The following is a 12727-nucleotide window of genomic DNA, read 5'->3' on the forward strand; positions in this document are numbered from 1 at the left end:
GGAGCTGCGTATGGCGCGAAAAAAAAGCAAAGAAAAAAAAATCTATGTGTTAGACACTAATATTCTGCTGCATGAACCCTTCGCCTTTCTGAACTTTGAAGAACACGACGTCGTCATCCCGATGACGGTGCTTGAGGAACTGGACCATATAAAAGACCGCAACAAAGACGTTAGCAGAGACGCCAGAGTTGCCATCCGGGCGCTGGAAGACGTACTGCGAGACGCTTCTCCTGAACAAATGCTGCAAGGTGTCGCATTGCCCCGCCAGAATGAACACCTGGGAGGAGGGCATTTATTTATTATTAATGACCATCATATTAAGGATGAAATCCCCGGTTTGCCCGGAGGGGAAAATGACCATTTAATTATCAACACGGCGCTTTATTTACAACGGGAAAAAGGACCCGTTAAGGTCATTCTGGTTACCAAAGATATTAACATGCGCCTGAAAGCAAAAGGTGCCGGGCTGAAACAGGTTGAAGACTATCGCACCGACCAACTTATTGACGATGTGCGTTTTCTTTATAAGGGCTATTTTAAGTTCAGTGGTGAGTTCTGGAGCCAGGTCGGTGAGTGTCGCAGTGAAAACGAAGGCCGTGACACTGTGCACTACGTCAGCCGTAAAATACTGCCCAATGCTTATATTAACGAATATCTGATCGACGAGGCAGAAACTTTTGCCGGACGGGTGCTGGCTATCAGCGAGCATGAAATTAAAATTCTTGATTTTGGTTACGAGCGCTTGATGCATCGCCACGCCTGGGGCATTCATCCGAAAAATATTTATCAGGCGATGGCCATGCAGGCGTTGCTTGACCCGCAAATGGATCTGGTGATCCTGACCGGGCCAGCGGGCTGTGGTAAAACCCTGATCGCGCTGGCTGCTGCGCTGGAGCTGGTTATCGAAAGAGGCCAGTACGATAAAGTTATTGTAACCCGTAATACTCCTGAAATTGCTGAATCAATTGGTTTTTTGCCGGGAACAGAGGAGGAGAAAATGGCACCCTGGCTGGCAGCCATTACCGATTCATTGGAGGTGTTACATAAAACAGATGAGCACCCGCATGCCAGCGTTAATTACATTATGGAAAAAGCAAATATTCAGTTTAAGTCGGTTAATTTTATGCGCGGCCGCAGTATTCAGAACGCCATTGTTATTCTGGATGAGTGTCAGAACCTAAGTGCTGCGCAGTTAAAAACGATTATTACCCGTTGTGGTGAGGGTACCAAACTGATTTGCTCAGGTAATTTATCGCAAATCGACAGTAATTACCTGACAGCGGTAACCTCTGGTTTAACCTATATAGTTGAGCGCTTTAAAAACTTTGAGGGCAGTACTACCATTAATCTGAATGGTGTCGTGCGCAGCCGGCTGGCCTCTTTTGCGGAGGCTAACCTGTAATTTGATAGTGGCGGCGGGCAAAAAGCTCCCGTCACTGTTTGCTTATCAGCAAAAATGGTCTAGGATTTGCCAAATTAAAAAGTATCGCAATGCAAAGGAGTTGCATGTCCAGTCCCGCTTATACGGTCTATAACAGAACCGTCAAATTTTCCTTACTGGTAATTCTGCTACTCAGTTTCATTGCTGCTTTTATCCAGTTTTTAATTCAGTTTAACGCCAGCAAGCATCACAATCAGCAGCAGCTTGAAATGTTTGCCCAGCAAATGGACGCTCAGTTAACCCCGGTATTACAGTTCGCTGAGGCCGTTACAACCCGTGCCCAGCTTGCTACTCAATTGGCAGCGCCTGCAGAAAATCAAATACCGGTATTGTCACTGACTACGGGCGACCTGATTTTACACCAGCTTGCTGCCGATGGCGCGCCACTTAGTCAGGAACTGCAGATGCTGATGCAGTTGCAGCCCTATTTTGACATCGCGCCAGCCAGTATCACCCCACTGAAAGATTTGTACTATATATCTGAACAAGGCTACGCCTACAATGGTCAGCATAAATGGTCTGATTATGTCGTAGAGCAGCTTGCAGAATGGCTGCAACGTTATCAACGTTCTGAAAACGGCTACGATCGTAATCCGGTCTTTTATAAAGATTTTATTCTTGAGCAAGCTGCAATGAGCGTCCCATTTTACGTTAACGAGCGCAAAACAGGCCGATTTGTGCTGGCGCTGGAGCTGGCACCATTGCTGGCAAATCTGGAAAAAAATAATCCGGAGCGTTTTTTTTTGCTGTTGGATCAGGCAGGTAATTTAATTGCCAGCTCTAAATATATTAACGGTGACAACCTGGAGCAATACCAGTTACAAATTCAGCGACTGGCTGGTTTACCCTGGTCACTGGCTCTGATTGATAAACGTGGCTCAGTGCTTAAAGCGGGTCTTAGTAGTTTTGTGGTGCACTGGTTTAGTTACGCTGGCGTGCTTCTGCTACTGGCCTGGTTGCTGGCCAGGCGCTACAAGCGGAAAATCATGGGACCGTTGCAGCGATTATCCATTCACATTGACAGATTGGCGAATGAGCAGGCCGGCGTACGACGCATTCCTGATGGCTGGCAGGATTTATTTGAAAGAGTAAGCCAACTCAAAGCACACGATAATCAAAAAACTGATTAAGAATAAATACTTTTTGCAGTTTTGTAACGTCACCAAGAGGCAGCGGCTGAGGGCCTGATGGGTCGGCTATCAGGTACTCGGTTCCTTGCAAATTGACTGTCAGTTCGTCAGGTTCAGCGGGGATTGCCAACGCTAACATCGTTCGCTCAGGCAAGTACAAAATAGCCTGTTTCACATTGGGTAGAATGCTACGTAGCAGTGTCGCTAACAATACTGTTTTACTGGCGCTGTCTCCCTGATGCTGGCGCAGTAACTGAAGTGGAGGCGAAAAACTGTGGCCATATTCTGCTTGTTCAGCCGGGTGGGCCGGGATCAACTGGATCCAGTTCAGTAAAAGTGCTGCTAACTGTCGTTGATTGGCTGGGTTAAGCTGGCTGACGATAGTCTGGGCTGCCGGGTCAATATCAGCGGCGCTCTGTTCAATAATTTTACGATGATCAACGGTAATCAGTTGCCGGTTGTCAGGCATATTCAGCCGCTGATAACTGGCATCATTTAAGTATTGTTGCTGAAATTGCCGGCTGAATTGGCGGAGTTGCTGTTGCAACTGCAGCCGTTCAGTTTCGGCAGTTTGCGCCCGCGCTGAGCTGCTGAGGGAAAAGTGCCGCACCTGAACGTTTTGCCAGTCTTGTCCTGCTCCGGGTATCACCTGATATGGGCCGGCCTCTTGCGCTTTTTGCTGTAATTGCCGCCATAGTTGTTGTTGCAGCACATCGGGTACATAAACCTGCACTAAATTCTCGTTGCGCTGAATACTGGCCGGTTGCAGGGAAAACTGGAAACTGATGTCTTGTTCAGCGGCCCGGAACTGATAGCTGAATAAACGTTGGTTGTTTGCCACCTGCTGCTGCATTCGAAGTGGGTTCGCTTGCAGTAACGGTGCCAGCAATAACAAAACTAAAAAAAACTGTTTCAATCAATATTGCTCCCGGCGCCACCATAGTAACAAGCATAACGCCATCACTACCGCCATGCCAGCGCTGCCCGCGGATACTTCAACACTGCTGCTGGTCTGGATCTGATCGCGTTGATAATCTTCCAGCGTCAATGCATCCAGCGCACTTAAATCATAACCTGACGCTTCCGCTAGCAAGTAGCCGGTATTGGCATCAAATATCCGAATGGTTAACAGGTAAAAATTGCTCGGATACTGATGTTGTAAATCCGTTTCTATACCCAGCCAGTCATTGCTGCTCTCGCCGAAAAGCTCAAACACAGAACTGGTGTAGTAAACCCGTTCAGTACCATAATCGGGGGTCAGGCTTAACTCTGCAAACACCTGTTGATAGGAATATTCAGTATCAGCATCAAATTCAACGTATAGCTGGTGAAAGTACCCATTGTAGTTATCGTCTCGAGCCAGACTGATATCAATACTGTGAAACCAGACTTCAGACTGATAGCTCTGAGTTACTGCGGCACTTTGTACTTTATTCGTTTGCATCACACTGTGCTGCTGGCTTCTGCGTTCAGTGCTGATGCTGTCTGCAAAGCTGAGCAATGGTAAAAACAACAATAAAGCGGTGGCTGTTTGCATTAGGGTTTTCATAAGCAGCTCTCCTGAATATTTGATACTATTACAGGCTAAAGCGCTGAATTTCAGCTGAACTTGTAAGTAAAGGAATAGTAAAGGTATGAAGTTGTCACGCCGGATAGAGGTTCAGGCTGCTGGCCAGGCTATTGCCATTTTAGCGGCGGCAATACCGGAACTGCCTAAAGGCCGGCTGAAAGATGCGATGAATAAAGGCGCGCTGCAGCTGCTGACCAAGCCGGTAAAACGATTGCGTCGGGCGCAATATGCATTGCAGGCAGGACAGGTGTTACAACTGCATTATGACACCGACATTCTGAGTCGTAGCTGTCCTGCCGCCAGTTTGATCGCCGACTATCGTAGCTACAGTATCTGGTTTAAACCAGCAGGTATGTTGTCACAAGGTAATGAATGGGGCGACCACCTGAGTGTGTTGCGATTTGCTGAACAACACTTTGCCAACCGGCCGGTTTTTCTGCTACACCGCTTGGATCGTGAGGCCAGTGGTCTGGTGCTGATTGGCCATACCAAAGCGGCCGCGGCGGCCTTTAGCAAATTGATTGCAGCGCAACAATTAAGCAAAACCTATCTGGTACAGGTGAAAGGCAGGCTGGCCCCGGCGTTAATGGCTGCCGGCGAAATAGCGATCCCCCTCGACGACAGAGCCTGTCTTACCCGTTTTAAACAATTGGCATATGATGCTCTGACCGATACCAGTTGGTTGGAAATTGACTTAGTCAGTGGCCGTAAGCATCAGATACGACGCCATTTTGCTGCTGTTGGCCATCCCGTAATGGGAGACCCGCGATACGGCGAGCTTAACAAAAACCAAAGCGGCCTGATGTTGCAGGCTTGTGCTGTTGCTTTTACCTGCCCGCTACAACATCATCAGCGGGCAATTGCCCTGAACCATGACTTACTCCTCGTCAATGCCAGCGTGATCGGCAGTCAGCCGCGCACTTAAATTTGCCGGCAGCAGTTCCTGGTTTAATGTCAGCACAAGCGCGCCCAGTTGCAGTGCGTTAAGCATATCCGACCGGATATTGCTGCTATGCCATTCACACGGCCGTGGTTGCTCAGTGGTAAGCTCTAATTGCCAGCAGCGCGCCGGGTCGTCCTGCATACTGGCAAGTTTCCAGCATAGCCAGAACGCCTCACGCAGGGTTGTCAGCTCACGCGGCTGCCAGCGCGGGCCCAGTAACTGAGCCACATCCAGTTGTAAACTGATCAGCCGGCTTTCAGACGCCAGTGGTGCTATTGCCAGTTGGATGTCATGTTCGAGTTGCCGGCTAAAGCGTGCGGTAGCATCAGCAGTGGCCCGGTAGCCCAGCCATAATACATCACTGTTAATACAGCACCCTGCCAGTTGGACGTCTGTCAGGTTTTGCAATACTGCCTGCACCGGTTGGCGTAGCGTTTCCTCTCCCTGATTAAGTTTCAGTTGCTGGCTGTCCTGTAATGCTATAGCAAGCAAATGTAAGGGCTGTTTACTGCGGCCATCTTGCTGCAACCGTTCACAAAACCGGCTCCAACTGTGCGACAGCAAAAATGCCAATCGTACCGATTGTGTCTGGTTGTAACGTTTTTTCTGTCGCCAGGAAACATACCCGGTGAGGGTAACAAGCACCATTAATATCAACACAATGACTTGCCAGCGCCAGAGTTCGCGCTGCTGACCTTGTTGTTGTCGGATTAACTCTGTGTGGCTTTGATGCTGGGCGTTACTCAGGCTTAACTGATCTTTTAGCTCGCTCAGTTTATCTGCGGTGGTTGTGGTTAATTCTGCAAATTGCAACTTACTGGCCTGCTGCTGAAACTGATAAGCTTGTTGCCAGTCTTGTTGCTGCTCGGCTAACTGAGCGCGCAGCGTGTAGTAGCGCGCCTGCAGATAGGTTGCGGCGTTATCCATAGTTGGACTGAGTTCGGATAGGATCTGCTGACTTTGCACAAATTGCTGTTGTAAAATCGATAACTCTGCTAATGCCAGAGCGCTTTCCTGAACATAAGTCTGCGCGCCTATCTGCCGGAACTGCTGGAGTGCTTCGTTATAGTAGTGTGCCGCCTGTTGATTGTCTCCCCGCAACATACTGACCCGCCCCAGACTTTGTTTAACGATGGCGGTGCGCATGACATTATTAATTTGCTCACTTATTGCCAGCGCTTCCAGCAAGTAATGTTCGGCCTGAGCGATACCTTCCGGACTTTCAAGGTGACTTTCAGCCATATAAACCAAGGCATAGCTGTAGCTTGAGAGGTTTCTTTGGTTCTGGTAAAGCCGGGCAGCCTGTTGCATATGCTCCAGTGCCAGAGGATGTTCGTCGATTTTCCTGAACGCCATACCTAAGCGGAAATGAATGGATGCCCGGGCGTCAGCGTCATTAAGTTTATCGGCTAACAGCAGGGCTTGTTGCAGTTGATGATGAGCTGGGCCAAAGCGATTGTTCTGCAGTGCCAGCCTGCCCAGCATAATCCGGGCTGCTAACTCCTTCTGAGGGTCGTCAAGGCTTTGCGCCAACGTCAGGCTTTGGCTGGCAAACTGTTCGGCCTTTGCTAAATCACCCAGTTGGTTGTGAGCCTGGGCAAAGTTGGTTAGCACTTCACTGTGCAGTTGTCGTTCTGTGATGCTGTTACTGGCGTGCAATAAAGTGTCAGCCTGCTGTAAATAGCTGATGGCATGCTGGGTGTCTCTGAATAAAATGCCGTACACTTTTGCCTGCAGCAGGGCGACATGAGCGTGTTGCTCATTGCCGGTTGCCAGTTCGCTGGCTTGCAACAGCGCCGCTAGCGCAGCATCTTTATTATTAGCCGTTAAATATGCCTGAGCCAATACCAGCCAGTCAGCGTAACTGCGTTGCGCATCGTCAGAAAGCAGTTCGGTGATAACCTGCTCATAATTCTCAGAGGCAATGCGTAAACGTTCAGCCAACTCTTCTGACTGTGCTGTGTGGCTGAATAACAGGCTGCTGAGTAACAGTCCGCAGAGCACTATATTGCTGCGAATTGACATAGTTTAGTAATGGTTCATTTTTTTGTGCCAGTGTAGCCCGAAAGCCTCGGGCGCGCTATAGCTGGCGCAGCGGTTTACCGGCTAAAAACGCTGTTATATTTTCTGATAACTGTGCTGTCATTCTGGCTCTGGCGGCCGGGCTGGCCCAGCCTATGTGGGGGGTGAGCAGCAGGTTGGGCAATGGTTGCTGCAATAAAATATGGCTGGTAGCGGGGGGCTCGTTACTCAATACATCCAGAGCGGCAGCCAGTCGTCCCGTCTTCAGCTCTGCGAGTAAGGCTGGTTCATCTATCAGATCGCCCCGAGCCGTATTGATGATTATGGCCCCGTCTGGCAGCAATGCCAGACGCTGGCGGTTAAGCAACTGGTGGGTAGCGGCCGTTAATGGACAATGCAACGACAGTACATCAGCCTGACGCAGAGCCTGCTCAAAACTGACTCTGCCGGGCCGGCAATGCGGTTGGCCAGCATGTTCACTAATGATGACCTGCATGCCAAAAGCCGTTGCCAGTCTGGCGGTTGCCTGTCCCAATGCGCCATAACCTATCAGCACAAAATTCTTTCCTGCCAGCTCGGTTAAGCGGTGGCTATGCAGGCAAAAATGCGGGCTGCGGCTCCATTCACCCCTGGCCAGTGTGTGTTGATAATTGCTGATTTGATTAGCTAGCCCAAGCAGCAACGCCATCGCATGCTGTGGCACTGCTGTGTCAGCATAGCCCCGGACGTTACAAACAGTAATACCACTGGCCGCCGCAGCAGACAGGTCAATATTATTAACCCCGGTAGCGGCGACGCAAATAAGCTTAAGCTGAGGCAGGGCGTTAAGCACGTCTGAGCGCAGCTGTACTTTGTTAACGATAGCAATATCGGCTGACGCCAGCCGCGGTATTATCTGTTCAGCTGGAGTGCTATCGAAGCATTTCAACTGACAGCCGGGCAAATGCAGCGGACTTAAATCGGTATCACCCATCGAGCCAGCGTCCAGAAATACGATTCGGGTCATGCAATCCTCATTTGATTTGGTTATGATACGCACCTGCAATCTGGAGGTGTTATGTTCCCAGCCAAATTTCAAGCTGTTATTTTTGCATTTATTATGTCGGGGTTTATGGCATTTCTTATGTCAGGTATTCTGACGTTTATTAACCTGGGCTGGTTCAGTGGTTTTGTCGGTGCCTGGCTAAATGCCTATGTGTATGCCCATGCCTGTGCGTTTCCACTGGTATTTGTTTTTGCCCCTTTAAGCCGGCGGCTGACGGCCCGACTGATAAAAGCTCCCCAAGTTCAGCGGTAACTGATATCTTTATACATGGGGGCTAACAGTGCCAATAGCGCGTTTTGATCGGCAATGCTGATTTGCTGGCGTTGCATCACCTTTATTAACCCTTCAACTAATGCATCATAGTCGGCCAGCGTGATATTAAAGCCAGTATGGCTTTCCTGCATGGTACTGCCGCTATACTGGCAGGGGCCTCCGCTCAAATCGCATAGTTGTTCGGCCAGCATGGCCCTAAAACGGCCAATATCACTGTCTGCGAAATGATGGACAATCCGTTCATCATGTTCAATTTCATAAAGTAAGCCATCGACAATAGCCTCAATGCCCTGTTCAGCGCCTAATCGCTGATACAATGCCGGCTGGGTTGCACTACTGCAACCCAGTAGCATCAGCAGGCAGGCGATGATTAAGCCGCTGTGTTTTACCATGTTGCCTCCAGCGCCAGATAATACCCGGTTTGCGAACCCTGACCAGCAATATTGCCCAAATCAACGTAGGCACCGGTAAGACTGACATTTTTATTTATAAACCAGGCGACAAACACATCGCGCCAATGTTGTTCAGCAGCAAAGGCCAGGTTATCCGGTTTTTGTTTAAATTCAACGCCAAGCGCCAGGTTGTAGTTTAAAAGTACTGCGGCGGAACCCTCAAATAACAACTGATAGCTGTTATTTTCTGCACTGCCAAAACCCAGTAAGCCGGTCTGGTTTGCTTTGCTGGCGCGCAAGGTGCCGTTAAGCAGCAGGTTGCGGCCGGCAATCTGATGAAACAAGACTTTACTAGCTGCCAGATAAACGTCGGTACCATTGTCACTGGCGGCGCCAACCGCGCCAGGCAGGTCGAAATCGAGATTACGTTTGTGTTGGACACCCACACTGACTTGCGGTATCGAGGTGTACAGTAACTCCCCCGCCAGATGATACTTCACAGAAAAAATATCCTGCGATAAGCTGCCACCAATAGATTCCAGCGCGAAACGTTGACGGGCGTAGGACAGCTCCCATTTATTATCGAGACTCAGCGCAACACCACCACTTTGCAGGCTGAAATCGTTAACGCCTACCCGGCTGGCGAAAGTGGTCAGGGCCCACTCATCGCTGCTGGCATAGCCATTGATTACGGCCCAGGGCACGATGCCGCCGCCGGCATTGCCCTCAATGGTGGTGACCCCGCCGGTGGCAATAATTTTGCTGCCGGCAGTTGCTATGGCTGGTAAACACGCCAGTAGCAGCACTAGCATCCGTCGTATCATTCAGTAATCTCCGCTGTTGGCTTTGCTTTGGCAGCAAAATTGGTGAGCCATCGGCTGAAATCAGCGGTAGCCAGCGGCTTGCTGAAAAAGTAACCCTGCACAGTGTCACAGCCTGATTCTTTTAGATAACTTAAGCCAGCCAGATTCTCCAGACCCTCTGCCGTGACTTTAAAACCAAGGCCATGGGCCAGTTTCACTGTGGCGTTAACAATAAGTGCATCATTACTATTGGTCTCAATGTCTTTGACAAAAGCCCGGTCAATTTTAATTTCATTAACCGGTAATTGTTTTAGATACGCCAGCGAAGACTGGCCGGTTCCAAAATCATCTATTGCCAGATTGATTGCCATCGCTTTTAAGGTGTTCAAGTTGGCAATAACTTTGCCGGTGTCCTGCATCACTGCGCTCTCGGTAACTTCCAGCGCCAGGGCGGTAGCGGGAACCTGATACTGCTGCAGTAAACTGCTTATTTGCTCCGGCAGATTCTGGTCCAGTAAATCAGCAGCTGATAAGTTAACGGCTATCCGTAAGGTCGGGTAGTCCGCTTGCCAGGCGGCAAGTTGCTTTACCACTGTTTTCAGCATCCATTGGGTGATCAGGCCGATGTTGCCCGAGTGCTCGGCAGTAGCGATAAACTCCACCGGCGAAATAAAACCGAGTTGCGGGTGCTGCCAGCGGATCAGGGCTTCGGCGCTATGGCATTGTTCTGATAGCAGCTCAACTTTGGGTTGGTACATCACGTACAACTGACCGCTGCTGAGGGCCACGGGTAAATCGCGGATAATTGTCAGCTCGCGCTGATGGGTTTCATCCTGGCCGCTTTGATAAAAAGCTATACCGCCGCCGGCCTGGCTGGCATTTTCCTGAGCTAAATCTACCCGGCGTAACGCTTCACTGGCTGAAACCTGACCAGACTCAAACGGGTAAATGCCAATGGCAATTTTCAGATTTATTAATGAGTTTTGAATGTTATAAGCGGGTTGCAGGCTGTTGTACAGGTCGACCAACTGTTGTTCGGTCAGGTTTTCGTTAAATAACATCAGAAACTCATCACCGTTTAAGCGGGCGCAGAATGCTGCGGCAGGCTGATGATGTCCCAGGCGCTGGGCTAACAGTTGCAACAAGATGTCGCCGTTGGCCAAGCCCAGGGTATCGTTAATGTGTTTGAACTGAATAATATTGAGCTGCAATAAGGTGCCAGGTTGCGCTTTTAAAATAGCGGGCAGCCGCTGCTCTACCGCATGGCGGTTTAACAGGCCCGTCAGGGTGTCATGTTCGGCCTGCCGGCGCAATTGTTGCTCGCGTGCCGCTATGCTGTGTTGCATATTGACCAGCGTACTGGTCAGCACCCCAATTTCATCCTGACTGATCGCAGGGGGGACGGCCGCATTGCCCTGGCCAATATCTCTGGCAAAATTACTGAGCTGACTTAACGGCCTGCTGATACTGCGGGCAAACAAAAAGGCGGCAACCAGTGCCAACACCAGGCTAAAAGCAAAAATCTCGACCAGCTGACGACGCAGTTGCTGATAACTGCTCAGCCAGCGGTCATCGGGCATATGCAGTAATGCCCAGAGCCGCTGTTCGCTATCAAGCGCCTTTCCACGGGTAGTAAAACTGAAATCGGCAGCAAAATGGGTCGCATCGGGATTGCGCATAATATTGTTAAGCTTGTCGATTAATTGCGGCTGTATCTCTGCCGGCAGGGTGCTGGTCAGCTGCTGGTTCGCGCGGTTATCCAGTTGAGTAAAACTGATGTCCAGTCCGGTAATGCCTTTAATCTGCTCAGCCAGTGGCACATCGACTAAAAATCCCATACCCACCCAGGCAATAATCACCGGAGCGCGGACGGGTACCAACACCAACTGATAGGCCTGGCCATCAATCAGCAAAATATCAGTCGCAGCATCCGAACCCTGGGTGGCAGGCAGTAGCTGGTGAATGTCGCTGGCATCTATTGGCTCACTGCTGGCCAGCAATTCACCCTGAGGGGTTAATAATAAGGCCAGCTGCGCGTTGATCCGGCTGCCGTGATTTTGCAGCACTGATTCAATAGTCGCCTGCTCGGCAGTGGCAATAGCCTGGCGAAAGCCAAAGTCGGCTGCCAGCAAGCTGACACTGTTGGTTAACTGGGCAGCACGGCTATCCAGTGCCTGCTGAAATACCTTGCTGGCAACGTCCAGTGACAACTCAGCTTGTTGCATCGAGTTGGCCCGCATCGATTTTAATGTCGCATAGCCGGTAAGTAGCATCAGCAGGCTGAGCAAGACAATCAGTAAGCTAATCCATTTACTACGCAGCGAATTAAACATTCAGCTGCTGCCAAAACCACGTTGTGGCGCCTGTGGCTTCTGCTGCGATAGATCCACCGCAAGGGTATAAGCTGCTGTCTGTACCGGCATCACTACATCTAAAGTCGTCGGTTCGCGGTCAGCCAGCTGCCAGGGGTGCCAGATATAAAGCTGATACTCGCCAGGCGCTATATCAGGCCACTTCAGCTGGCCGACATCGTCACTTACCGCAACCAGGTTACTTTCACTGACGTAAATATAGGCCTGCATGTAATCATGAATATTGCAGCCAAGGGCAATAATGCCGGGGGTATCGAAGGTGATTGGCGCTTCAGGTTTGTCGGCGTACAACTGAATTTCAAACTGTTTGGCCGGTGAGAAAGAGTAGACATGATGGCGGGTCTTATCGAGATTGGGAAACTCCACCACACTGCCGGCAGGAACGGCGCTGACAAAAGGAACAAAGGTCAATGCTTGCTGAGCGACCTGAATGCGTTGCGGTTTAAGCTCGGGATTAGTTAATGACCGTAACTCCACCACAGCATCAGCCAGCGGCTGTTGTTGCTGGTTGCTAAGATTAATCGTTAAACTGGCAGCGTTAAGCAGGCATGATTGCAGTGCCAAAGCTATAGCTAGTCCGCTGACGAATAAAGCTAACTTCATAATACCTGCAAGCTTTTCGGGGAATGTAAATAACCATAGCAAGGTCTTGGCTTAGCGACAAATAGATTCTGCATTGGTGGCGGATAATAGTTAAGCTGGTGATAAAACTTCAACAACCTCTTACATATTTACT

The 12727-nt window shown here is 49.9% G+C and carries 12 protein-coding genes; 4 read left to right on the plus strand and 8 right to left on the minus strand.

Going from position 1 to position 12727, the window contains the following annotated elements; genetic code table 11:
• Nucleotides 1–10: 10 nt before the first annotated feature.
• Nucleotides 11–1402 carry a PhoH family protein gene (locus KG631_RS09850; protein ID WP_213999334.1) on the plus strand — a complete coding sequence of 464 codons (1392 nt, stop codon included), beginning with the start codon at nucleotides 11–13 and terminating at the stop codon, nucleotides 1400–1402.
• 104 nt (nucleotides 1403–1506) lie between these two features.
• Nucleotides 1507–2571, plus strand: a complete 1065-nt coding sequence (locus tag KG631_RS09855; RefSeq protein WP_213999336.1) for a hypothetical protein — start codon at nucleotides 1507–1509, stop codon at nucleotides 2569–2571.
• On the opposite strand, the gene KG631_RS09860 is transcribed toward KG631_RS09855, so the two are convergent.
• Both KG631_RS09860 and KG631_RS09865 read right to left on the minus strand, forming a co-directional pair.
• Nucleotides 2540–3487, minus strand: coding sequence for a hypothetical protein (locus tag KG631_RS09860; protein ID WP_213999338.1), 948 nt, complete (start codon nucleotides 3485–3487; stop codon nucleotides 2540–2542). The genes KG631_RS09855 and KG631_RS09860 overlap by 32 nt on opposite strands.
• Nucleotides 3488–4120 (minus strand): choice-of-anchor H family protein, encoded by a 633-nt coding sequence (locus KG631_RS09865; RefSeq protein WP_213999340.1) that lies wholly within the window; start codon nucleotides 4118–4120, stop codon nucleotides 3488–3490.
• An 85-nt stretch (nucleotides 4121–4205) separates the two neighbouring features.
• Between KG631_RS09865 and KG631_RS09870 the strand changes: the two genes are divergently transcribed.
• Nucleotides 4206–5066, plus strand: coding sequence for an RNA pseudouridine synthase (locus tag KG631_RS09870; protein WP_213999342.1), 861 nt, complete (start codon nucleotides 4206–4208; stop codon nucleotides 5064–5066).
• On the opposite strand, the gene KG631_RS09875 is transcribed toward KG631_RS09870, so the two are convergent.
• Both KG631_RS09875 and KG631_RS09880 read right to left on the minus strand, forming a co-directional pair.
• On the minus strand, nucleotides 5019–7088 hold the full coding sequence (locus tag KG631_RS09875; protein WP_213999345.1) for a tetratricopeptide repeat protein: 2070 nt from the start codon (nucleotides 7086–7088) through the stop codon (nucleotides 5019–5021). The genes KG631_RS09870 and KG631_RS09875 overlap by 48 nt on opposite strands.
• A gap of 76 nt (nucleotides 7089–7164) precedes the next feature.
• Nucleotides 7165–8112, minus strand: coding sequence for a D-2-hydroxyacid dehydrogenase (locus tag KG631_RS09880; protein ID WP_213999347.1), 948 nt, complete (start codon nucleotides 8110–8112; stop codon nucleotides 7165–7167).
• A gap of 51 nt (nucleotides 8113–8163) precedes the next feature.
• On the opposite strand from KG631_RS09880, the gene KG631_RS09885 reads away from it, so the two are divergent.
• Nucleotides 8164–8403, plus strand: a complete 240-nt coding sequence (locus KG631_RS09885) for a DUF2798 domain-containing protein (RefSeq protein ID WP_213999350.1) — start codon at nucleotides 8164–8166, stop codon at nucleotides 8401–8403.
• Here KG631_RS09885 and KG631_RS09890 read toward each other — a convergent pair.
• From KG631_RS09890 to KG631_RS09905, 4 genes are read right to left on the minus strand one after another with little or no spacing between them, the layout of a single operon-like run.
• Nucleotides 8394–8816, minus strand: a complete 423-nt coding sequence (locus KG631_RS09890) for a group 1 truncated hemoglobin (RefSeq protein ID WP_213999352.1) — start codon at nucleotides 8814–8816, stop codon at nucleotides 8394–8396. The two genes, KG631_RS09885 and KG631_RS09890, sit on opposite strands and share 10 nt — an antisense overlap.
• The gene (locus KG631_RS09895) at nucleotides 8810–9640 is read right to left on the minus strand and encodes a DUF3034 family protein (RefSeq protein ID WP_213999355.1); all 831 of its coding nucleotides are present in this window, start codon (nucleotides 9638–9640) and stop codon (nucleotides 8810–8812) included. The genes KG631_RS09890 and KG631_RS09895 overlap by 7 nt, the downstream gene beginning before the upstream one ends.
• Entirely contained in the window at nucleotides 9637–11952 is a 2316-nt protein-coding gene (locus KG631_RS09900) for an EAL domain-containing protein (protein WP_213999357.1), read from the minus strand. Before KG631_RS09900 ends, KG631_RS09895 begins: the two co-directional genes overlap by 4 nt.
• Nucleotides 11953–12594 carry a methylamine utilization protein gene (locus tag KG631_RS09905; protein WP_213999359.1) on the minus strand — a complete coding sequence of 214 codons (642 nt, stop codon included), beginning with the start codon at nucleotides 12592–12594 and terminating at the stop codon, nucleotides 11953–11955.
• Nucleotides 12595–12727: the final 133 nt, after the last annotated feature.

Source organism: Arsukibacterium sp. (assembly GCF_018402695.1).
Lineage (GTDB): Bacteria > Pseudomonadota > Gammaproteobacteria > Enterobacterales > Alteromonadaceae > Alishewanella.

Excerpts from the sequence above, each read along its gene's own strand:
- KG631_RS09900 (WP_213999357.1), bottom strand. The coding sequence starts at position 11,952 with ATGTTTAATTCGCTGCGTAGTAAATGGATTAGCTTACTGATTGTCTTG.
- KG631_RS09850 (WP_213999334.1), top strand. The coding sequence starts at position 11 with ATGGCGCGAAAAAAAAGCAAAGAAAAAAAAATCTATGTGTTAGACACT.
- KG631_RS09870 (WP_213999342.1), top strand. The coding sequence starts at position 4,206 with ATGAAGTTGTCACGCCGGATAGAGGTTCAGGCTGCTGGCCAGGCTATT.
- KG631_RS09880 (WP_213999347.1), bottom strand. The coding sequence starts at position 8,112 with ATGACCCGAATCGTATTTCTGGACGCTGGCTCGATGGGTGATACCGAT.
- KG631_RS09865 (WP_213999340.1), bottom strand. The coding sequence starts at position 4,120 with ATGAAAACCCTAATGCAAACAGCCACCGCTTTATTGTTGTTTTTACCA.
- KG631_RS09855 (WP_213999336.1), top strand. The coding sequence starts at position 1,507 with ATGTCCAGTCCCGCTTATACGGTCTATAACAGAACCGTCAAATTTTCC.
- KG631_RS09885 (WP_213999350.1), top strand. The coding sequence starts at position 8,164 with ATGTTCCCAGCCAAATTTCAAGCTGTTATTTTTGCATTTATTATGTCG.
- KG631_RS09890 (WP_213999352.1), bottom strand. The coding sequence starts at position 8,816 with ATGGTAAAACACAGCGGCTTAATCATCGCCTGCCTGCTGATGCTACTG.
- KG631_RS09905 (WP_213999359.1), bottom strand. The coding sequence starts at position 12,594 with ATGAAGTTAGCTTTATTCGTCAGCGGACTAGCTATAGCTTTGGCACTG.
- KG631_RS09895 (WP_213999355.1), bottom strand. The coding sequence starts at position 9,640 with ATGATACGACGGATGCTAGTGCTGCTACTGGCGTGTTTACCAGCCATA.